A 22,162-nucleotide genomic window follows, 5' to 3' on the forward strand; every position below is an offset into this window, starting at 1 on the left:
CTGAATTTCATATATCATTGATGATAGGAGGAGCATGGTCATGAAAACGTTAATTGTTTATTGCTCATCCCATGGTACGACAGAAAAGGCAGCCGGGATCGTTGCTGAGCATCTGGAAGGTGAAGTGTTATCGATTGATTTAAAGCGTGATAAGGTTGATTTCAACTTAAATGATTATGATACAGTGATAATCGGTGGTTCGATTCATGCGGGTTCAATTCAGAGAAGAATCAAACAGTTTATCGCCAAACATCATGATGAATTGCTGGAAAAGGACCTTGGCCTGTTCCTTTGCTGCATGCGGGAGGGAGAGCTTGCGGTGGAACAATTTAATCAAGCCTTTCCACAAGACCTCAGAAAAAATTCGGCAGCGTTAGGGCTATTTGGCGGCGAATTTCTCGTTTCAAAAATGAATTTCTTTGAACGCCAGGTTGTAAAAAAGGTTGATGGAGTAGTTCAAGACCGCTCAAATCTTGATATGAAAACCATCATGGAATTTACGAACAGAATCAATGACAGAAAATATGCCTTAAAACACTAATACACTTTTGAAATCCGCCTCTTTAGCAGAAGGGGCTGTTTTTTTTAATAGCTTATGCCGAAGGGTTTTATTAAAGAAGCAATTTGATTTTTGTTCAGATTATCGTTATAATTTCCAAGTGTTTGGAACTTATTGGAAAAGAGCAATCACAACTAGAGTGAGGTTAACATGAAGATTTGGTTTAACAGATGGTTTACCACAGTTTCGCATTATATAGATATGATCCGCGCCAATCCTGACAAAAGGAAATTTATTATTTATGGGACAAGTCCCAATCCTGATGCACTATATCTGCAATATTGTGACCATGCCTATGAAGAACCGGAAATATCCGGTGATGAGTATATTGAATATTGTCTTGATTTTTGTCAAACCCATGGAATTGATATTTTCATTCCGCGGAAAGAGAATGTGCAAATTTCCAAGCGACTGTCCGATTTTGAAGCAATTGGGGTGAAGGTATTAGTTTGTCCCGATGCCAAGTTGGTGGAAACACTAGACAATAAAGCGGCTGCCTATCAACTGTTCTTGAAAAAGCAGGATGAAGGGGTGCCGATTTTTTCGATTCCTGACCATTACGTCGTCAATAATATCGCTGATTTTAAAAAGGCCTACCAGTTGCTAAAAGAAAAAGGTCATGAGGTCTGCTTTAAGCCTGTAATTGGAGAAGGGGCGAATGGTTTTCGAGTGGTCAAAGAAGAAATTGATTCAGTCGACCAGCTTCTCCGCCACGGCACCAGCTTTCGCTTGCCCTTTAGCTATGCTTGTGATATTTTGGGCCAGCAGGAAACATTTCCGGATTTAATGGTGCTTGAATATTTGGAAGGTCGGGAATACAGTATTGATTGTTTAGCGTCACAAGAAAAGATGTATGTGGCGATTCCGAGAATGAAAGGCGACGGCCGGGTCCGGGAGCTTGTGAACCACCGCGAGCTAATTGAAATAGCTCATAAATTTCATCAGAAATTCAAATTGCCATACATTTTCAATATCCAGTTAAAATATAACAACGGAGTACCCAAACTCCTCGAAATCAACCCGCGTATGAGCGGCGGCATGCACATCAGCTGCCTCTCAGGAATCAACCTCCCATACCTGGCCATCAAACTCCTGCTCGGAGAAAAAATAGGCGGGATCACACCGAGGTACGGCATTCGCGCCAGCCACATTGAAAAGGAAATGATTCTCAAAGACGGTTGGTGTCAGGCACCATAGAAAGACAAATCACCCATTTTGTCCACCCTAGGTGGACAAAATGAAAAAAATAAGGAACATACATTCGCCCTTGGGGTTTGTTCAGGATAGTTGTATTTATTATTATTTGATATTAGGGTAGAATAGTGAAGATTCTAATTATTTAATTTAATTTGGTAGGAGGGATTGGGTTTGACCTATTCGGAACTGGAGTTGGTTGCTAAAACGAGTAAGGGTCATGTGAGCAACGTGAAGTTGTTTGATTATTTCGATCAGGCACGGATGGAATGGTATCGTTTTTGCATTGATCAGGGTGTTGAGGCTGTGGCCGTACATATCAGCGTTGATTATAAAAAGGAAGTATTCAATAATGATAGTTTAATAGTCCGAAGCTGGCTGGAAAGAGTAGGAAATACAAGCTTTACACTGATGCAGCGAATGGAAAATACCCTGGGGAATCAGATTGCTTCAGCGGAAGTTGTACTCACGACGATCAATCGACAGACCCGAATAAAAACGGCTGTCCCGCAAGCAGTAAGGGACTTGCTTCATCAAGATGCAGAATTAGTGAAAAACAGATAAATGCTAGTAAGGGGGGAGCCAGGTGGAAGGAAAATGGCTGATTGCAGACCGCGACTTAAACGAGCGAGAAGGACTAAAGTGGTTGTTAAAAACGTCGTCGATTCCGGTTAGCGGCATTATCTTGGCAGCCGATTTTCAGGAATTTATCGTTTTATTCGAGAGAGAAGCTCCAAATATCGTGTTTATTGAACTCGATATGATTGCCAAAGAGAATTGGTCAAGTTTCCGAAATTTGATGCAAATTTATGATCCTGTTTTAGTTTTAACGAGTGCCGAAGCTACCTTTGAAAAAGCGCGGCAGACCATCGAGCTGCAGGGCTTGGATCTAATGATCAAACCATTCTCTTCCACGAAAATTAAGTCGGTATTTCAATGCGCTTCCCGTAAATTGGCCAGGAAAAATCCGAATGGCGGTTTCCCATCCAAGTCCTATAAAGATGTTTCTTATGAACGTTTATTTTTGCCACAGTATGGCGGGGAGGATCTTTGCCATATTGCCGCGTTCCAGACTGAAAGCAGGGAAGGAATCAACACGCTCTATTCATTTTTATCAGAATACCCGTTTAAAGACCATCAGGGAATTTTTATATTAAGTGAGTTGGTCATCGTTTTGTTTAAGGATACATGCAAAAATATTACCGAACAGTGCCAGAAAGCGATGCGAAAGTGGGAGGAGGAATTCTCGGAACCACTCGCAATTGTAGCGCATTGGAATCGAGCATCCCAGCTCCCTTTACATGAAAAATACCTGCAAACGAGGAAGATGCTGGAGTTTACCTATTATAAAGGATATCGGCAAGTGGTCGAATTCTCCGCCTCCACGGAATGGGTACACATCGATCCGTTTTTGGCACCTCCTGAACAGCGTGATTGGGTGGACATGCTAGCCAACTTTGATTTGGAAAAAATCAAGAACTGGTTATACAATGAATTTCTTAACTTGCAAGAACCCTATCCGGACCCTGGCTTGGTTCGAATTCGATTGACCAGTATCCTAGCGCAAATCAGAAGATTTATGAAAACGAATCACCTTGATGAACAGTCTCAATATGATAAGGAATATCGATATATCTTTAACTCGATTCTGTATGATGCCGTTCTGTATCGGACGGTACAAAATCTTATATTGTTCATCCAAAAAATTTTTGTTGGAACAAAAGAAAACATTCAAAACTTTAAACAAGACCCGATTGAACGGGGGATCGCGTTTATGGAGGCCAATTTTTCCAACAGCGGGTTAAAGCTAGAGGACGTAGCCAAATTTGTCGACCGCAATCCGTCCTATTTCAGCCACCTGATTATGACGAAAACAGGGTCAAGCTTCACGGATATCTTAGCAAAGATCAGATTAAAGGAAGCGAGAAGATTGTTAGTTGAAACCACGAAGCCAATAAAAGAAATTTCGATGCTGACAGGCTATCAAAATGCCAATTATTTTAGCAGGATGTTTAAGGAATCCACCGGGATGTCACCGAGGGAATATCGGATGAATACAAATAGACAAGGATCAGTTTGAAACACTGGTCCTTTTTGTATCTAAAAAAAGTATATATATCTAAAGAATATTGTGCTTTTGGATAAAATACCTAAAATTACTCCTGTTACAATCAAAAAATATTTTCTTTTATCTAATGAACGGGTTATATTTTTCAGAAGATTCCATCTCTATAATAATAATAAGAATTAATAAAGGGAGTGGAGATTATGGAAGCGCATACAACCAACAAAAGAGTGGTCAAAAATTATAAGGGGACGGAGTTGCATGCAAAGGGCTGGATTCAGGAAGCGGCATTGCGGATGCTGCTGAATAATTTGGACCAGGAGGTTGCCGAAAGACCGGAGGATTTAGTCGTTTACGGTGGAATCGGAAAGGCGGCACGGAATTGGGAATCCTTTGACGCTATAGTAAAAACGCTGTTGGAATTAGAGGATGATGAAACATTACTGATTCAATCAGGCAAACCGGTTGCGGTTTGGAAGTCTCATAGAGATGCACCGCGGGTATTGTTGGCCAACTCAAACCTGGTTCCGGCTTGGGCTAATTGGGAGCATTTCCACGAGCTTGATAAAAAAGGTCTGATTATGTACGGTCAAATGACAGCGGGCAGCTGGATATATATCGGAAGTCAGGGAATTGTCCAAGGTACGTATGAAACGTTTGCTGAGCTCGCCCGTCAGGAATTCGGCGGTTCTTTGAAGCATACGATTACGTTGACAGCCGGTCTTGGCGGCATGGGCGGCGCACAGCCATTGGCCGTTACGATGAATGATGGTGTTTGTATTGCCGTTGAAGTAGATGAAACACGCATCGACCGCCGAATTGAAACCCGTTATCTCGATGTGAAGGCTTATGATTTGGATGAAGCATTAAAGATGGCACATGAGGCCAAAGCAGCCGGAAAGGCATTATCCATTGGCTTGTTAGGAAATGCGGCGGAAATTCTGCCTTTAATGATTGTAAAAGGCTTTAATCCGGATGTGCTGACAGACCAAACCTCTGCCCATGATCCGCTGAACGGGTATATTCCGGTAGGTTTTTCATTAGAAGAAGCAGCGAAGTTACGAAAAGAGGACCCTAAACAATATGTGAAGCTGTCAAAGCAAAGCATGGCGCTCCATGTAAAAGCAATGTTGACGATGCAGCAAAAAGGTGCTATTACCTTTGATTACGGCAATAACATCCGGCAGGTCGCCAAGGATGAGGGCGTTGAAAACGCGTTTGATTTCCCCGGCTTCGTTCCGGCCTATATTCGTCCGTTATTCTGTGAAGGAAAAGGGCCATTCCGCTGGGCAGCGCTTTCCGGGGATCCGGAAGATATACGAAAAATTGACGAAGCCTTGCTACGTGAATTTAAAGATGATGAGCACCTATGCAAATGGATCAAAATGGCCCAGGAAAAAATTGCTTTCCAAGGGTTGCCTGCCCGGATATGCTGGCTGGGATATGGCGACCGCGCACGCTTTGGCAAGCTGATAAATGACATGGTCGCTTCAGGTGAGGTGTCGGCACCAATCGTCATCGGACGTGACCATTTGGATGCAGGTTCGGTAGCATCACCAAACCGCGAAACAGAAGGAATGAAGGATGGCAGTGATGCCGTGTCCGACTGGCCAATTTTAAATGCATTAATTAATGCTGTAGGCGGAGCCAGCTGGGTATCACTGCACCATGGTGGTGGGGTTGGCATGGGTTATTCCCAGCATTCTGGTATGGTGATTGTTGCGGATGGTACGAAAGAAGCAGGGGTCCGTTTGCAGCGGGTATTAACAACCGACCCTGGAATGGGGGTTGTCCGTCATGCCGATGCAGGCTACGATCTCGCGATTAAAACCGCAAAAGAAAAAGGCATTAAGATGCCTATGCTGAAGCAGGATTAAGAGGGGAGGAATGACGGATTTTGACAAAACCAATTTTTATTAGGAATGCAGCTCAGCTTGTCACGTTACAGGGTAGTTCTTATTCGCCTCGTGTAAAGGAACAAATGTCCGAACTTGGCATCATTGAGAATGGCAGTGTTTGGATTGAGGACAGAGTTATTCAAGCTGTTGCAAAAGATGAAGAGTTGATGGAGAAATATAGCGGCCGCCTTGGTGAGGCGGAAGTAGTGGATGCCAGCGGCAAACTTGTCACACCTGGTCTGGTTGACCCGCATACACACCTAGTTCATGCTGGCAGCAGAGAGAATGAATTTAATATGCGCCTTCAGGGAAAAACGTACATGGAAATCATGAATGCCGGCGGCGGGATTCATGCAACAACCCGTGCCACAAAAGCCGCTTCACATGAGCAGCTTTTTCGGGAAAGCTATGAGCGGTTGAACCAATTTTTGAAGCATGGCGTTACAACGGTTGAGGCAAAAAGCGGATATGGAATGGAATGGGAAACGGAGCTGAAGCAGTTGGAGGTGGCGAAACAGCTGCAGGAGAAACATGCGATTGATGTTGTTTCCACCTTTATGGGGGCACATGCAGTTCCGAAGGAGTATAAGGAGAATCCGGACGAGTTTGTCCGAGTCCTTGTGGAAGAAATGATTCCGAAAGTGGCGGAGCTTGGTCTCGCAGAATTTAACGATGTATTTTGTGAGCACGGAGTGTTTACACCCGAACAATCGCGCGTAATTTTAGAGGCTGGGAAGCGCCATGGCCTCATCCCAAAAATCCATGCCGATGAAATTGAACCGTATGAAGGCGCGGAACTGGCGGCGGAGGTCGGTGCCATCTCTGCTGACCATCTTTTGAAGGCTTCGGAAAAGGGGATCCGGGCCATGGCGGAAGCGGGAGTTGTTGCGGTATTGCTGCCAGGAACGGCTTACTTTTTAATGGCGGAATCGGCTAATGGCAGGAAAATGATTGATCATGGTGTCCCGGTCGCGTTATCGACTGATTGTAACCCAGGGTCTTCTCCAACTGTCTCGCTGCCGTTTATTATGAATCTTGGCTGTTTGAAAATGGGGATGACCCCCGCAGAGGTTATTACTGCAGCAACAATCAATGCTGCACATGCAATCAACCGAAGCAAGGAAATTGGATCACTTGAGGTGGGCAAAAAGGGTGACGTGACCATCTTTAATGTCGGGAATTATATGAAGCTTCAATATTCTTATGGGGTGAATCATACGGATACCGTTGTGAAAAATGGCCGGGTGGTTGTCAAGGGAGGTCAATTGGTTGAAGAGCTTTCTTTATCCTAAGCTGAATCCGCCTAGTTTTACATGGGTCCGTCCCGAAGGTACTGGAGCAGCCGCTGCGAAGGTTCACGAATGGATTGAGCCGCTATCGGCTGCTTCCGATGCGGAGAAATTAAAACAAGCAGACTTTGTCGTAGTGGGCGTCCCATTGTCCCGCTCATCGATCAGTGCATCGGGCGCATCGGAATTTCCCGATGCCTTCCGGCGCTCTTGGAAGGGTTTTACCACCTATAACCTGGATGAGGATGTAGATTTAGCAGAAATGACCGCAGTTGATGCCGGCGATGTTCCAATGCACGTGACGGATATCAGGCGCTGCCATGACAATATTATTGCGGCTTCGGCTGAACTTCATCGGCATTTTGGCGGTTCAAGGATTTGTGCCATTGGCGGCGATCATTCTATCACAGCGATGATGGTCAAGGGGTTGCATCAGGCAAGGCCGCAGGAGCGGATTGGGATTATTCAGTTTGATACTCATTTTGATTTGCGGGATCTAAGCGATAACGGTCCTTCCAATGGGACGCCAATGCGGAATCTGATCGAAAGCGGTGTTGTTAAAGGCGAGGATATGTTCAATATCGGCCTTCATGGGTTCTTTAATACTAAAGATTTAAAGCAGTATGCCGATGAACAAGGCGTGAACTATATAACCTTGGGCAAGGCTCGCAAAAAGGGGGTCGAAGCAACGGTTGATGCATGTTTGGAGGAATTGTCAGCGAAGGTAGATACCATTTACTTAACAGTGGACATGGATGTCTTGGACATCGCCTATGCCCCAGGGGTACCGGCCTCAACGCCGGGGGGCATGGCAACTACCGAACTGCTACAATGTGTCCTCGCAGCAGGCAAACACCCAAAAGTCAACGACATGGACATCGTCTGTCTAGACCCACTAAAAGACAGCGCCGTCCAGCCAACCGTCAAACTTGGAACCCACGTATTTCTAACCTATCTAACTGGGGTAATGTTGCGACGGGGTTGATCGTGCAATTGGTGTCAGGCACCACAAAAAGACATTTTTGGGTATTTGTCCATCAGGGGTGGACAAATACCCAGTTAATGGATTAATCAACGTATAGGGAATTAAGGGTTGATTAATCGAACAAATGTTATGAAGGAATATTAGGGGGGATGGAGTATGGCGAATCATTCGTTAGATACTGGAAATGCGGTACAAACTGGGGTACCGAATGGTAACATGTTGAATGTGATGAAGTTCTTTGTATTTAGTGCGATTGGCATTTTTGTTTTCTTTGTGCCTGTTACTATTAATGACAAGTCTTCGATCATGCTGGATCATTTTGTTTCTTTTATTCAAACCGCGGTGCCTAGAGCGCTTCCTTATTATGCGTTGCTCGTTATTTTGCTTGGGGCAGTTTATCCTTTCTATAAGAATACATGGAATAAGGATAAAGTTACGCTCGTGTTTTCAATTCTGAAAGTAATAGGTTTTGTCGCCGGGGCGATGTTTGTATTTAATGTTGGACCGAAATGGTTCTTTGACCCTGACATGGCTCCATTTTTATATAATAAACTAGTCATCTCGGTTGGGTTGCTGGTGCCAATTGGTTCTGTGTTTCTAGCCTTATTAGTAGGATATGGCCTGCTTGAATTTGTCGGAATATTTATGCAACCGGTTATGAGACCAGTCTGGAGGACACCCGGAAGGTCTGCGGTCGATGCGGTTGCTTCGTTTGTGGGAAGTTATTCGATTGGGTTGCTTATTACCAACCGCGTATTTAAAGAAGGAAAATATTCGATTAAAGAAGCAGCGATTATTGCGACCGGATTCTCTACAGTGTCAGCCACATTTATGATTGTTGTCGCGAAAACGTTGGACATAATGAATATATGGAATGCTTATTTCTGGGTAACGTTTATTGTGACATTTATAGTAACCGCCATCACAGTCCGAATCTGGCCATTATCAAAAATGAGTGAATCCTATTATCAAGATATGGAAGGCGACCAAGAGATCCTTATTAAAAAGGACCGTGTAAAAACGGCGTGGAAAGAAGCGATGATTACTGCAAGCCAATCTCCAAGCTTTGGTAAAAACATTTGGGACAACTTAAAAGACGGGTTTATCATGACAATGGGGATTCTGCCTTCTATCATGTCAGTAGGTCTCTTAGGACTTATTTTAGCCGAGTTTACCCCAGTATTTGACTGGTTGGGCTATATTTTCTATCCGTTCACAGCCCTTGTCCAATTGCCGGAACCGATGCTGGCGGCAAAGGCAAGTGCTGTCGGAATCGCAGAAATGTTCTTGCCTGCCCTGTTAGTGACAGAAGCAGCACTTGTGACGAAGTTTGTTATTGGGGTTGTTTCAGTTTCATCAATTATCTTCTTCTCAGCGGTCGTGCCATGCATCCTGTCAACCGAAATTCCACTGACTATCGGCCAACTTGTAGTCATTTGGTTTGAAAGGGTTGTTCTCACCATTCTGATCGCAGCGCCGATTGCCTATTTAATTTTGTAAACTAAGAATCTTTTCGAAGCCTCGGATAAAAAACCTTGATTTCTTCAAGGTTTTTTTCTTTTCCCCCAACTGTAATCGGAAATGGCCATTTCACAAATTAGTTCTTATGATACATGATACAAGCCTTAACCAATTTGTTCAAATTTGAATTAACTATAGAAGGAGGTAGAACATATTTTAACACGATAACAAAGAAGAACGGCCGGGCACCAGGATGGAAGTGTTCTTTATTTGTGTCAAATGAAATTAAAAGAAGGGAGGAACCAAATGGATATTGCACATTTGGAAAAGATGATTGAGGCCATCAAGGTTGAAAGAACGACAGGGGCCGATGTGAATGTGGTGAATGATTCACAGTTGAATATGCTTGGGAAAGGGCCACTTGGCGCGGTCTTTCATTATCGGGACGGGATTTGTGTTAAGGTTTTTGCTAATGAGGAAGATTGTCAGCGAGTTTATAATGCCCTTTCAGTAGGAGAGGATACTAACCTACTACCCAAGATTTATGCAAAAGGGAAATTATATATTGCAATGGAGCACATGCAGAAAGTAGATTTAAAGAAATACTTGGGAATCCAGCCGTTTTCTAGTGAAATCTCGAAAATATTAAATGGAATACTGGAAGGTAAAATATCACGAATCAGAGTTCAAAATTTAATAAATGCAGATGTGGATGTTGTAAATTTATCTGGAATGAAGATGATAGGAAAGGGACGCCAGGGTGCCGTTTTTCAATATTCGGACGGCATTTGTGTAAAAGTTTTCGGTAATGTAGAAGACTGTGAGCGTGAATATTATGCCTTGTCACTTGGACAGCACACCAATTTGTTTCCTATCGTGTATGTAAAAGGGAACAATTATATCGCAATGGAAATCATCAAAGGGGTCGACTTGCGCGAATACCTGCAATCCCAGCCATTAACACCTGAACTTTCGCAAAAATTAATCGAGATGCTGATCATTTTTAAAGAAATTGGCTACGAGAGAATTGATCATCATAAACGTCAAATTTACTTGCAGTCTGATGGAAGTTTAAAGGTGATCGATGTGGCAAGGACCGTCTGGCGTGACAGGGTTTATCCTTATCCGCGCAAGCTCCTGACATCGCTTGGCGAAGAAAACAAAGCAGTGTTTTTGTCACATGTACAAGCCACGGCACCGCAGGTTTATGAGGAATGGCTGCATTACATTCGGATGGAAGAATTGTCTCGGCAAATTTATGGCGTATTAATCGAAAACCCAGATCAATATAAAAAATTGAATACTAACACACTACAAACCAGAGATGATGAACAAAACTATGTAAATCTGCTCGCTGGTCTCATGCACAAGGTATTTAAAGAGGAATGGGTTAAGACAATGCTTGCCCGGGGCAGCGATCCAGAGGTAGTAATGGGAAAAATCGACAAATTTTTGGAAAAACGCGGACAAGGGGAAAAAATTGATCTCGATTTTGGAAAATGGCAGGATTACGGCCGCAAGCAGGATGAAAAACGTGATAACGACAAAGACAAAGACAAAGACAAAAACAAAGACAAAGACAAAGATCGCAGTAAAAAGCAGAGCCGATCCCGTAGCTATGAAGGCCATCGTGAACATAATCGTCATAATCGGGACCATCATCATGAAAAGGGAAAAGAGAAAAGACAAAAGAGATATGGTGGGCACCGTAAGCACTAACTAAGGGTGTATAAAAGCAGACATCAAAAGAGAGGTGAAACAAACAATGAAAATACTTGTCATCTGGCGTTTACTCACGGTTGGCGGGGTGAATGCCGGCTGGCGCAATCGTTCCATTTATTTTAAAAAACATGGGATTGAAACAGAATTTCTCTATACAACTGACCACGGCGGGCTTCATATCATGCAGGATGTGGCAAAAGTTTACCTCACGAAAGATGACCAGGAGATTATTAAAATCATTAAGCAAAATGCCTATGATGCCATTATTGTATGTGATACTGGAGCTGCCTATAAATGGATTCGCAAGGCCAAATATAAAGGTCCTGTATTAATTGAAGCCCGTACACCTGAACTAATCAAGTTAATTCCCCATCTAAAATCATTTCGAGGAATTAATCCGCAATTAATTGTCGTTCCCTCCCGTTATCAAAAGCGCCTTGTCTCCATTTTGACAGAGGGCATTCCCATTCATGTCATCTACAATGGTGTCGATACTTCTTTTTTCAGGGCATTGGATGAAGCGGAAATTGATTATAGCAGTTTGCCGGAATTGCCCAACGATAAGAAAATCATTGGCTGGATTGGCCGCACCGACAAAAGGAAAAATTGGCCAATGCTAATAGAAGTGGCTAAAAAAATCAAGGCAGAGCGGGATGACATTGAGATTTGGCTGATAGGCGGCGCGCAGAGTGTCCAGCGTGAGGAATTTGCTGCAGTCCGGGAGCAGGAGCAACTTACCGATATTATTAAGTGGTTCCCAGTCATACCCTATCAGCAAATGCCCCATATCTACGCAAAAATTCGCCAGTCTGTGGGCTGCACCTTGGCGACGACCAAGGCAGAATCCTTCGGGAATACTTTTATCGAATCGATGATTTGTGGTGTGCCAGTGGTCGCATCCAATATAATGCCGATTAACGAATTAGTCGTAAATGGCGAAACAGGGCTTTTGTATCGCGGCCAAAATGTCGATGATGCTGTTGCCCAGATTTATGAGGTACTGGATAACGAAGAACTGCACCGGCAAATGTCCCGGGCCGCTATTAGCCGTGTAGAAGAAACATTTGCGATTCAAGTCGTTGCCAATCAATATGTTCAGTTACTAAAAAAGATAATCCCCAATAATTATGATGGGGAAAGTGAGGTAGGGACAGTATGATTATGCCCATTAGCTATCAACGGAAACTGGATGGGAAATCCAATGCTCATTTAATCACTTTTAGTGACGGGAAAGACTATGTCGTGAAATGCCTGCAGCAGGGTTTCGAAAAATCATTGCCAAATGAATGGGTCGGCTATTGCTTGGGGCGGTACCTTGGACTGCCTATCCCTTTTGCTAGAATCGTTGAAATTCCCCGTGAATTCTCTTCACAGATTCCTGAATTTACAGGGCTGTGCGAATCGCAATTTCAATTTGCATCCCAATATGTGCCCGATTGTTTGAATGGCCACGAAGTTTCCACAGTTTTGAAGATTACTAATAACCGGGATTTAGCAGGTATCATTGTTTTCGATTACTGGCTGCAAAACCGAGACCGAACCCGTAAAAATGTTCTTTTTTACAAAGAGTCAGTGAATTCCTGGAAGTTGTGGGCCATTGACCATGCGGAGATTTTTGGCTCCTATGATTGGCTTCAGGCAGATATTGAAAAATTGCCTGCCCGGTTATTAAAAAGTGCCACTCATCAACAGTTGGCACGATTTATTGAGGATGAGAACCAATTTTACGAACAGCTGGAAATCATTCAAACAACACCCATATTGTTAATGGAAGAGATTGTCGAGTTAATCCCAGACGATTGGAATGTAACGAAAGACGAGAAAAAGGCGATGGTTACAGCATTAGTTACACGACGTCATAAAGTTCTTCCAAAATTGATTGAAAGATTTATTAAGCAAAGATATCGGCCCCTTCATATGAAAGGAAAGGAGAAAGATTGATGAAAATTCGAAAGGCCATTATTCCAGCGGCCGGCCTTGGTACTCGGTTTCTTCCTGCCACAAAAGCACAACCGAAAGAAATGCTTCCAATCGTTGATAAGCCAACAATTCAATACATTGTTGAGGAAGCGGTTGCATCGGGAATCGAAGAAATTATGGTGATTTCCGGCAGAGGAAAAAGGTCGATTGAAGATCATTTTGATAAATCCTACGAGCTGGAAGAAACGCTATTAAAAAAGAAGAAGTTAGCCGCACTGGCCGAAATTCAAAATATATCCAAAATGGTAACGATGTATTATGTCCGGCAAAAGGAGCCATTAGGCCTGGGACATGCTATTCTTTGCGCAAAAAGTTTTATCGGAAATGAACCATTTGCCGTTTTACTCGGGGATGATATCGTCGTATCTGAGACTCCTTGTTTGAAACAGCTTATAGACGTTTATGATAATACGAAAAGCTCAGTCATCGCAGTTCAATGTGTCCCAGACAAGGATATTAGTAAATATGGGATTGTTAAACCAAATGTAGTAGGTGCCGAAGGGAATCTCCACTTAGTGGATACACTCGTTGAAAAGCCATTGGTTAAAGAGGCACCATCTAATCTAGCGATTATGGGACGCTATGTGTTGCGGCCTGAGATCTTTGAAGTTTTGGAAAACCTTCCTATGGGACAAGGAAACGAACTCCAGTTAACTGATGCCATCAATGAACTCAACAAAAGTCAGGAAATAATCGCTTATAATTTCGAAGGCACCCGCTATGACATTGGTGACAAAATCGGCTACATCAAAGCAACAATCGACATTGCCCTCCAGCGTCCCGACACTAGGCAAGCAATATTGGATTATTTACAAAAATTATTGCTCGGGAAAGCGCAGGAATAGACATTTCTCGTGCGGCATTGTCGGAAGATGGCAGTGTTTTGGGACCTCGGGACAGGCCATTATTTCCCCGGTTTGATATAATGATAAAAACGAACAATATGGGGAGAAGCACGATGAGCAAACATGTAATCGTTTATACGACCAACGACTGTATCGAATGCACAATGGTCAAGAAAGTTCTTGCTGAGGAAGGGGTCTCCTTTGAGACACGGAACATATCGGAAAATCCTGATTATCAACGGGAAGTGGAGAAGTACGGTTACCTTGGCGTCCCGGTAACCGTTGTCGGCAATCGAGCGGTGAAGGGCTTTACGAATGAACTGAAGGAACTAATTGAAATCGCGAAAGCAAATAACTAATAACAATGTGAAAATGGCGTAAAGCAATCTGGTTTTACGCCATTTTTATTTATTTGAAGGGAAATGTAAAGCATTAAAGAATTTATACCTTATAGAGGCAATCAATCTGGAAGGGGGCATTCGTAATAATGAATTCAAAAGGAACTTTATCTAAGTCCGGGGTTTTTGTCTATGAGAGTTATAAGGATAATATCATCATAGACAAGTATAATCGTGTCTTTAGTAAAATGAGGGTTTCTAAGCTTGAGGCGATTCGGAGCATTAATAGTGAGGATGCGATGACCTGGAACGCTTTTCGGACATTGCAAAAAATTGATCCGGAGATTTGGCTGCCATTATTGTTTCAGCAGACGTTCCAGGAACAACGTTGTGATCTTGTTGAAAATATGAAAATATCACTGTGGAAAAAGCTAAGTCCGCCTGTGGAATGGGGGTTGCGCGAGGGGGATTCCGAAATCGATGTCATGCTGGAAAATGACCATTTTGTTTGGTTCATCGAAGTGAAATATAAGAGTGATGTCAGCATGGGGACGACCCATGATAAAGCGAGAAACCAAATACTCCGGAATATTGACTTGGGAACCGATTATTCCGGCGATAAGGATTTCTATTTTTCGCTGGTAATCCTGGATGAAAAACACTCACCAAAAGGAATCGGAATAATTGAAAAGTATGGGAATTCCGTTGAGTCGGTGGGAGAAAACCTCCCACACCGTGGCGGGCAATTACCGAACCTGAAGAAGATCTCGTTATTGAAATGGCAGGAGTTAAGGGATCTTTTTGGTTACTGCGAAGAGCATGCCCAATATGAAGACGAGCAGCTGCTGTCAAGGCTTGCTAAAAATGATTTGGAGCGTAGGATCATAGGTCAGTAATTCACTTTGGACTTTAGTATGATATCAAAAAGTGAGCATTTTAATGGGGATTTTTGCCCATTTTGCCCTTCATTTGGGACAGTTCTCTTTACATTTACAAATTTAAAGATTATTCTGTATTTAAGTTCATATCATTTGTAACTACTAGGGGTGCCCTGATTGCGGGCTGAGAGAAAACGGCGAACGTTTTTAACCCTTTGGACCTGATCTGGGTAATACCAGCGTAGGAAAGTAGAGCATCAACCATGACGGTTTCTCACTCTAACTATGCCAGGTCCAATTTGGGACCTGGTTTTTTTAATTTAAAGGGGGAAGTAGATTGGATAAGTACAAAGTATTTGACGCTTTGCAAAAGGTGAGGGCGGAAAACCCGCTAGTTCATAATATCACGAATGTGGTAGTCACAAATTTTACCGCTAACGGACTTTTGGCTTTGGGGGCATCGCCTGTCATGGCCTATGCGGCAGAAGAGGTGGCGGAAATGGCGCAGCTCGCCAAGGCACTAGTTTTGAATATTGGCACTTTGAATTCGCAAATAGTGGAGGCGATGCTCGTTGCGGGTAGAGCAGCCAATGAAAGGGGAATTCCTGTCATCTTTGATCCTGTAGGGGCAGGCGCAACCAGGTTTCGGACCGAATCAGCCAAGGAAATCATGAACAAGGTTAAGGTAGGAATTATTAGAGGCAACGCCGCTGAGATTGCCAATGTGGTGGGTGAAAAGTGGGAGATCAAAGGTGTTGATGCGGGTCAAACGCAGGGAAATATTGTCGAACTCGCGGAAACCGCCGCAAAGAAACTAAATTGCATTGTGGTGATTACAGGTAAGGAAGATGTGATTACTGACGGTGAAACGATCTATCTTGTTGGCAACGGACACCCGCTGTTAACAAAGGTGACCGGTGCAGGCTGCCTGCTTACATCGGTCATTGGGGCATTTGCGGGAGTCGAAAAAGATTTGCTGGTATCGGCTGTCGCGGCGCTGACATTTTACGGGATAGCGGCGGAAAATGCGGCGGTAATCACGAATGAACGGGGACCCGGGAGCTTCCAGATTGAATTTTTAAATCAACTATCACAAGTTTCCCAGGAAGATATAAATGTTAAAGCCTCTTTTAAAAAAATGGACTGGAGCTGAATGATAACATGAAAAAAGCATTAACAATTGCCGGTTCGGATAGCGGCGGGGGAGCGGGAATCCAAGCCGACCTCAAGACTTTTCAGGAACTGGGAGTGTTCGGGATGTCGGCATTGACTGCCGTAACCGCGCAAAACACATTAGGTGTTCATGATGTCTACCCGATGACGCTGGAGGCGGTGGACCGACAGATGAAAGCAATTGGGGATGATATCGGCTCAGATGCCGTGAAAACCGGAATGCTATTCAATGCCGAGATTATTGAGATTGTTGCTGAAAATCTAAAAAAATTCCAATGGTCAAACGTGGTCGTGGATCCGGTGATGGTCGCAAAAGGGGGTGCATCCTTGCTTCAAAAGGAAGCGATTGCCGCGATGAAAAAAAATATTTTACCTCGCGCAAAAATCATTACACCAAATATTCCCGAGGCGGAGGTACTGACGGGAATGACAATTTTAACTGCGGAGGATAAACGTGAGGCCGCAAAAAGGTTATATGAATTTGGAGTAAAAAATATCGTCATTAAAGGCGGACATGAGGCAAATAGGTCAGATTCGATTGATTTATTGTTTGATGGCAGCGAGTTTCATACTTTTGCCAGCAAGCGGATACATACAAAAAATACCCACGGGACCGGCTGTACTTTTTCAGCGGCCATCACGGCAGAACTGGCAAAGGGGTCGGGTGTCAATGATGCCATTAAGCTAGCAAAGGAGTTTATCCAGGCTGCGATTGAAGATGGTATTGCAATCGGCCATGGCCATGGTCCTACCAATCATTGGGCATATCAAAAAAGAAAAATGGAGTTGGTGGAATCATGAATGGGCTGCGGGAAGCATTGCAGGTTTATTTTATTATGGGCAGTAACAATTGTTTTAAGGATCCGCGTGAAGTGTTAACGGATGCCATTGAGGGCGGGATTACACTTTTTCAATTCAGGGAAAAGGGTGAAGGCGCATTGGAAGGGGCAGAAAAATTCCGCTTGGCCAAGGAGTTGCAAAAATTGTGTAGGGAACATGAAATCTCGTTCATCATCAATGACGATATTGACTTGGCCATGGCATTAGATGCGGACGGTGTTCACGTCGGTCAGGATGATGAACCCGTCGTAAAAGTGAGGGAGAAAATCGGAGGGAAAATTCTCGGAGTTTCCGTTCACTCAAAGGAAGAGGCGGTTGATGCGGTTAAGGGGGGAGCCGATTATTTTGGAATTGGGCCCGTGTTTCCAACCAGCACCAAATTGGATGCAAAATCTGTACAGGGGACTAAGTTGATTCGTGAATTGCGGGAAGAGGGATTTACTGTCCCGATTGTAGGGATTGGTGGAATCACGCCTGATAACGCAGCATCGGTTGTGTCAGCGGGGGCGGATGGGGTTTCTGTCATCACCGCCATCAGTCATGCCGAGTCGCCGTTGGAGGCTGCAAGAGCGTTATGTAAGAGCGTGAAGGAGGTGGTTGTGTATGACAAAAACTCATAAAATGACATTGACGGCGATGATGATTGCCATTGGCACACTGTCAAGCAATCTTATCGTTATCCCTATCGGTATTACCAAGGTGTTTCCGATGCAGCATTTTTTAAATGTGTTATCTGCCGTGCTTTTGGGCCCGTATTACGCTGTTGCGCAAGCCTTTTGTGTCTCCTTGTTGCGCAATCTAATGGGCACAGGTTCTATTTTTGCTTTTCCGGGAAGTATGGTCGGGGCGTTTCTTGCAGCAAAATTATTTATGAAGTTTCGAAAAGTTCACTTTGCCTTTTGGGGAGAAGTCATCGGTACCGGAATTCTTGGGGCCTTGCTTTCATACCCGATTGCAACACTGATTCTCGGACAAAAAGCAACCTTATTCGGGTTTATTCCACTATTTATCTTTAGCTCAATTGCCGGCGCACTTCTAGGGTTTGTCATTCTAACTGTATTCTTGCGAAAGAAAATCATAGCCATGAATATGAATGTTTGAAGCTGTTGATAAAATAGCATATTGCTAGCAAATAGATAACAACAGGATAGGAAACGCTACTTATTGATTTAATGCAGTGTCAGGCACCGATTGCAATACATTTATAAGGACTTCTTATTAATGTCCACCACACGCGGACAAATGTCCGCAAACGGTGCCTGACACCATTACTCACCCTCTCACCGTAACAATGATGAATAATAGGGTCTTGAGATCATGTTCATGAGGTAGGCTGATATTCTTGGGTTTTCTCTTCTTTTTTTGTTTAGGAAGTTGATGATGGTTTGGGCGCTTTGGATGCCGACGCCATGGCCATAATATTTGTCATCGCCGAAGTAGACGACGTTTTCGGCACGCCAATGTGGCTCTCTTGGGCTGAAGTCAGGATTGTTGAAATGCAAGACATCACCTGGCAGGTAGTCGTCCCCATACCTATGAATAATAGGCAGGTCTTCGTCAAATTGCCAACTCAACAGATATATCCTGTCAAAAAGCAGGTCAAATCTCCTGCTGCCGATCGAATAGAGTGCGGCTAGATAGAAGACAATCGCAATGCCTGTGGTACAATCAGTGGCATACAGCTTACCATTTTTCAGAATATCTAAAATGGCAACAGATGGACTGACATTCGGCTTTAACAGGAAACCTCCATTACTCAGTCGATCCCAATACTGCTTATTGCAAAAAGCATAGGTAAACGTGGTAAAATAGAGACCGCTTTTATTAAGCTCTCTTGCCGCCCGCATCGTATTGGATCTAAACTGCAATTCAAACTTTAAGTGATCCATATTGAAGTACATATACACTTCATTGTAGGAGGCCATTTGTTTTATGATGTTCCTTTGTTCCTCATTAGTTATCTCCTTAAACAACGCCTCGGGCTGGACGGTTTGATTATTGATCCTGATCATAACTCTCCCCCAATTTTCCTGCTATCTTAAAAAATATGAACAGTTCCATATAAATATTTATTAAGTTTAAAAAAGAAAAAAGCCAGGGAGAAGTAGTGACCCTAGCTTTTAACCAATGCCGGTTTGTTGTTCTTCATGAATTTGACGTACATGAGCAGGAACACGAGTGCGCTTATGAATCTCAACACAGTGCTGATATTAAGAGCCGGGATCATGCCGGTCAATTCGAGCAGCCCGATGCCGACCTGCGGAGCGACAAAGGCGACGAAGGATAGGAGAACATTGTAGGTTGTGATGCAGTACGTTCTTTTTTCCTTCGGTGATTGCTCCAGCAACAAATTAAACAACAATAACATCGTCCCGGACACGAAGAAGCCCGATGTCATGCTGACGAAGGTCAAATAATATAGGTTAGTAGATAAGGCGTTAAGGAATGGAGCGGTCGCCATTCCGAGTGCAACCCACACTAGCATCAACGTATTAGACTTTTGATCAGCCCACTTTTTCCATAATGGAAACGAAAAGATCTGAACCAATTGGTTAGCCACGGAAAAGATGCTAATCCAAAGAATCGTCGCATGGGCATACTTGACATTGTAAATATTGAACAGTCCCCAGGCCATCTGCCAGGTGAAATTAAAGGTTAATGCTGCAATGAGAAACCATTTATAGCCCTGGTCTTTAAAAATCGACCAATCCATCGTGGCATTCCTTTGCCCCTTATCGGCTTTGTGCTGCACTTTTTCTTTATGCTTCATTAAGAAAGCTACCTCAAGCAGGCCAAAAGCAAAAGCCAGGCCAAACAAGATTTGATAGGCAACAGCACTGTTGGACTGATTTTTCATCACAATCCCGATGATGAGCATGGTAATCATCCCGACAATCGTTAACAGCCGGTTTCGGTCGCTAAAAAAAGCGCCTCTCCGCTCGTCGGCAATCATTCCGCTAATCAGCGTCTGCCAGCCGACATTGGAAATGGTTCCGGGCACATTCATTAGCGCGACGATGACCAGGAATGTCCAGGCCTGAACCGATGACTGCAGGTAAACCACTCCAGCCAGGAGCAAAAACATAAGCCTGCCCCATAAAACATTCATCGCTACCGTTTTCTTTTGCTCGTCCAGCCGGTTTAAAATAATCGCTGCCGGAATAGTCATAATCAAAGCAACCAAAGGCGGCAGGGAACTGATTAAGCCGACCTGATAATTGGTTGCTCCAAGGATTGATATGGCGAAAATCGGATAATAGTTGCTGGCTAAATTCGCTGCTACGGTTGATACCATTCCATGATAGATGCTGATTTTTTCATTGTAAGTACGCATGGGCTCACCATTTTCTTTTAATATACAAAGCTATTATACAGCCAAATTTCTTCGTTGCACTAAATATTTTTTTAAAAGTGAAAAACAACGACAAATCCTTTCGATTTACGGCATTCCGTCCGGACATGCTATAATGAAACCACTAAGAAAGTGGAAGGACGTGAAAAGATTGGCAGCCCAACAATCGCAGCTTCAAAAACAGACACAATACATACCTCCAAAGTGCGACTACGCAACCTTTCTGGATGATGCCCATTTTAAGGAGAAATTGAAGGAATGGGGTCTACCCATCGCAAAAAAGGAATTTTTGTACAAAGATCGTGGCTTTCAAACGGTTGTATCGATCAAAGGCTATGAAAGCTATGGCATCACAGGCGAATACGACACGTTGGTCATTGAATTTGATGATGGCAAGTTGAGCTTAATTCACCCTGCGTATTTAAAAGAAATGCAGTCAGCCAGTTTTGGCAAGGAAAGCCTCGTGCCGCTTGAAGAAAAAAGCAGCGGTAAGGCAGAAACGTTGGAAGGGGAACCGTTGGGTACCGCACCCGCTGAAACGCAATCCCTAACCAAAGCTAATCCGGCTGCACCAAAGGCAGTTAAACCCAAAGAGACAAAACCAAAGAAAGAAAAGGCACCAAAGCTGGAGCTCCCGGCGGATAAAGTCCATTTTACCGCCACGGTTAAACAGTTTGCCTTAACCTATAATCCATTTAATGAAGAAAATGACGAAGTCGTGGTTCTGGAGAATGTTCAAATTGTTCAGGACGAGCCGCTTGAATTGGGTCTTTCCTGGTGCAGCCACAGCAAAACCTTGAAAAAATTCGAACTCGCTCCCGGCGACCAGCTTGAGTTTGATGGAAAAGTAGCGGCGAAGAAACTGGCGAAGGGGAAGGACGCATCGGAAGAATTCATTGTCGATGAACCGGTGTTATACAAAATCAATAATCCTTCCAAAATTGCAAAAAAATAAAATGGGACTGCAACCAGTCCCATTTTTTGCTTGGAAAGTAAATCTACAAGCGGTTCGTTCCGTTCCGAAAAATATTAGGGAAATCAGGTTAAGATTCATCTATAGGCTTTCACCCATGCCCCTTTTGCCATGGTCACATACACTATTTTGTACCAAGTTTGAGGAGGAGGAAAAGAGAGATGGATCAACAAGGAAGTTTAGGATTAGGCGGCGCTCCAATGATGGGCTCCCCAGGAATGGGAATGGGCATGCCAGGCATGGGAATGGGTTCCCCAGGAATGGGAATGGGAATGGGCGGTTATTATCCGGGTCATGATTATGGCCACGGCGGTTTTTATCCAGGTTATGGCCACCACTACGGCCACGGCGGCTATTATCCAGGCCACGGCTACCACCATGGTTATGGCGGCGGCTATTCTCCTGGCATGGGCTACCAACACGGCTACGGCGGCTCCTTTCCAGGGCAAGGTTATCAACCCAGACCTGGAACATTCTCAGGCGGCCAAGGTTGAAAAAGATAATAAAATGAACCGGGTGTTCAAGAATAAAAGCGGGAGCAATCCTGCTTTTTTAATTTGTTTGCCAAAAACCACCCGTGGTAAGATATAATATTATTTTGGACGTTATT

The 22,162-nt window shown here is 43.7% G+C and carries 22 protein-coding genes and 1 riboswitch; of the genes, 20 read left to right on the forward strand and 2 right to left on the reverse strand.

The features are described from left to right. The first annotated feature begins 40 nt into the window (after nucleotides 1-40). The 18 genes from M3234_RS05330 to thiW all read left to right on the forward strand — a co-directional run bounded on the left by M3234_RS05330 (nucleotide 41) and on the right by thiW (nucleotide 18,328). Nucleotides 41-541: a flavodoxin domain-containing protein gene (locus M3234_RS05330; protein WP_262303712.1), complete on the forward strand. Its 501-nt coding sequence runs from the start codon at nucleotides 41-43 to the stop codon at nucleotides 539-541. Nucleotides 542-709: 168 nt separating this feature from the next. Then, nucleotides 710-1,756, forward strand: coding sequence for an ATP-grasp domain-containing protein (locus M3234_RS05335; protein ID WP_262303713.1), 1,047 nt, complete (start codon nucleotides 710-712; stop codon nucleotides 1,754-1,756). A 171-nt stretch (nucleotides 1,757-1,927) separates the two neighbouring features. Continuing rightward, nucleotides 1,928-2,317, forward strand: coding sequence for an acyl-CoA thioesterase (locus tag M3234_RS05340; RefSeq protein ID WP_262303714.1), 390 nt, complete (start codon nucleotides 1,928-1,930; stop codon nucleotides 2,315-2,317). Nucleotides 2,318-2,339: 22 nt separating this feature from the next. Further along, a complete protein-coding gene (locus M3234_RS29515) occupies nucleotides 2,340-3,833 on the forward strand; it encodes a helix-turn-helix domain-containing protein (RefSeq protein WP_262303715.1) in 1,494 nt (497 codons plus the stop codon). Between the two features lie 188 nt (nucleotides 3,834-4,021). Continuing rightward, nucleotides 4,022-5,695, forward strand: coding sequence for a urocanate hydratase (hutU, locus tag M3234_RS05350; RefSeq protein ID WP_262303716.1), 1,674 nt, complete (start codon nucleotides 4,022-4,024; stop codon nucleotides 5,693-5,695). A 20-nt stretch (nucleotides 5,696-5,715) separates the two neighbouring features. Further along, nucleotides 5,716-7,008: an imidazolonepropionase gene (gene hutI, locus M3234_RS05355; protein ID WP_262303717.1), complete on the forward strand. Its 1,293-nt coding sequence runs from the start codon at nucleotides 5,716-5,718 to the stop codon at nucleotides 7,006-7,008. Continuing rightward, nucleotides 6,986-7,990 (forward strand): agmatinase family protein, encoded by a 1,005-nt coding sequence (locus tag M3234_RS05360; RefSeq protein WP_262303718.1) that lies wholly within the window; start codon nucleotides 6,986-6,988, stop codon nucleotides 7,988-7,990. The genes hutI and M3234_RS05360 overlap by 23 nt, the downstream gene beginning before the upstream one ends. Before the next feature lie 216 nt (nucleotides 7,991-8,206). After that, a complete protein-coding gene (locus M3234_RS05365) occupies nucleotides 8,207-9,490 on the forward strand; it encodes a YjiH family protein (protein WP_262304118.1) in 1,284 nt (427 codons plus the stop codon). Between the two features lie 267 nt (nucleotides 9,491-9,757). After that, nucleotides 9,758-11,170, forward strand: a complete 1,413-nt coding sequence (locus M3234_RS05370) for a BUD32 family EKC/KEOPS complex subunit (RefSeq protein ID WP_262303719.1) — start codon at nucleotides 9,758-9,760, stop codon at nucleotides 11,168-11,170. A 46-nt stretch (nucleotides 11,171-11,216) separates the two neighbouring features. Continuing rightward, a complete protein-coding gene (locus M3234_RS05375) occupies nucleotides 11,217-12,332 on the forward strand; it encodes a glycosyltransferase family 4 protein (RefSeq protein WP_262303720.1) in 1,116 nt (371 codons plus the stop codon). Then, a complete protein-coding gene (locus M3234_RS05380) occupies nucleotides 12,329-13,114 on the forward strand; it encodes a HipA family kinase (RefSeq protein WP_262303721.1) in 786 nt (261 codons plus the stop codon). Before M3234_RS05375 ends, M3234_RS05380 begins: the two co-directional genes overlap by 4 nt. Then, on the forward strand, nucleotides 13,114-13,998 hold the full coding sequence (gene galU / locus M3234_RS05385) for a UTP--glucose-1-phosphate uridylyltransferase GalU (RefSeq protein ID WP_285858274.1): 885 nt from the start codon (nucleotides 13,114-13,116) through the stop codon (nucleotides 13,996-13,998). Before M3234_RS05380 ends, galU begins: the two co-directional genes overlap by 1 nt. Before the next feature lie 113 nt (nucleotides 13,999-14,111). Further along, nucleotides 14,112-14,357 (forward strand): glutaredoxin family protein, encoded by a 246-nt coding sequence (locus M3234_RS05390; protein WP_262303723.1) that lies wholly within the window; start codon nucleotides 14,112-14,114, stop codon nucleotides 14,355-14,357. Between the two features lie 128 nt (nucleotides 14,358-14,485). Then, a complete protein-coding gene (locus M3234_RS05395) occupies nucleotides 14,486-15,232 on the forward strand; it encodes a hypothetical protein (protein ID WP_262303724.1) in 747 nt (248 codons plus the stop codon). A 136-nt stretch (nucleotides 15,233-15,368) separates the two neighbouring features. Beyond that, nucleotides 15,369-15,479, forward strand: a riboswitch (TPP riboswitch). 72 nt (nucleotides 15,480-15,551) lie between these two features. After that, nucleotides 15,552-16,367, forward strand: coding sequence for a hydroxyethylthiazole kinase (thiM, locus tag M3234_RS05400; protein WP_262303725.1), 816 nt, complete (start codon nucleotides 15,552-15,554; stop codon nucleotides 16,365-16,367). Between the two features lie 8 nt (nucleotides 16,368-16,375). Further along, nucleotides 16,376-17,188 (forward strand): bifunctional hydroxymethylpyrimidine kinase/phosphomethylpyrimidine kinase, encoded by an 813-nt coding sequence (thiD, locus tag M3234_RS05405; protein ID WP_262303726.1) that lies wholly within the window; start codon nucleotides 16,376-16,378, stop codon nucleotides 17,186-17,188. Next, nucleotides 17,185-17,847, forward strand: coding sequence for a thiamine phosphate synthase (gene thiE / locus M3234_RS05410; protein ID WP_262303727.1), 663 nt, complete (start codon nucleotides 17,185-17,187; stop codon nucleotides 17,845-17,847). Before thiD ends, thiE begins: the two co-directional genes overlap by 4 nt. After that, a complete protein-coding gene (gene thiW, locus M3234_RS05415) occupies nucleotides 17,831-18,328 on the forward strand; it encodes an energy coupling factor transporter S component ThiW (RefSeq protein ID WP_262303728.1) in 498 nt (165 codons plus the stop codon). The genes thiE and thiW overlap by 17 nt, the downstream gene beginning before the upstream one ends. A gap of 179 nt (nucleotides 18,329-18,507) precedes the next feature. Here thiW and M3234_RS05420 read toward each other — a convergent pair whose 3' ends face one another. Together M3234_RS05420 and M3234_RS05425 are read right to left on the reverse strand one after the other, a co-directional pair. Continuing rightward, nucleotides 18,508-19,239 (reverse strand): protein-glutamine gamma-glutamyltransferase, encoded by a 732-nt coding sequence (locus tag M3234_RS05420; RefSeq protein ID WP_262303729.1) that lies wholly within the window; start codon nucleotides 19,237-19,239, stop codon nucleotides 18,508-18,510. 101 nt (nucleotides 19,240-19,340) lie between these two features. Beyond that, entirely contained in the window at nucleotides 19,341-20,561 is a 1,221-nt protein-coding gene (locus M3234_RS05425) for an MFS transporter (protein WP_262303730.1), read from the reverse strand. A 133-nt stretch (nucleotides 20,562-20,694) separates the two neighbouring features. Between M3234_RS05425 and M3234_RS05430 the strand changes: the two genes are divergently transcribed. Both M3234_RS05430 and M3234_RS05435 read left to right on the forward strand, forming a co-directional pair. Further along, complete coding sequence (locus tag M3234_RS05430) at nucleotides 20,695-21,534, forward strand: hypothetical protein (protein ID WP_262303731.1); 840 nt, start codon at nucleotides 20,695-20,697, stop codon at nucleotides 21,532-21,534. A gap of 179 nt (nucleotides 21,535-21,713) precedes the next feature. Beyond that, nucleotides 21,714-22,046 carry a hypothetical protein gene (locus M3234_RS05435; RefSeq protein WP_262303732.1) on the forward strand — a complete coding sequence of 111 codons (333 nt, stop codon included), beginning with the start codon at nucleotides 21,714-21,716 and terminating at the stop codon, nucleotides 22,044-22,046. The last annotated feature ends 116 nt before the right edge of the window (nucleotides 22,047-22,162 follow it).

Source organism: Neobacillus niacini, assembly GCF_023715785.1.
In the GTDB taxonomy this organism is placed as follows: domain Bacteria; phylum Bacillota; class Bacilli; order Bacillales; family Cytobacillaceae; genus Neobacillus; species Neobacillus niacini_E.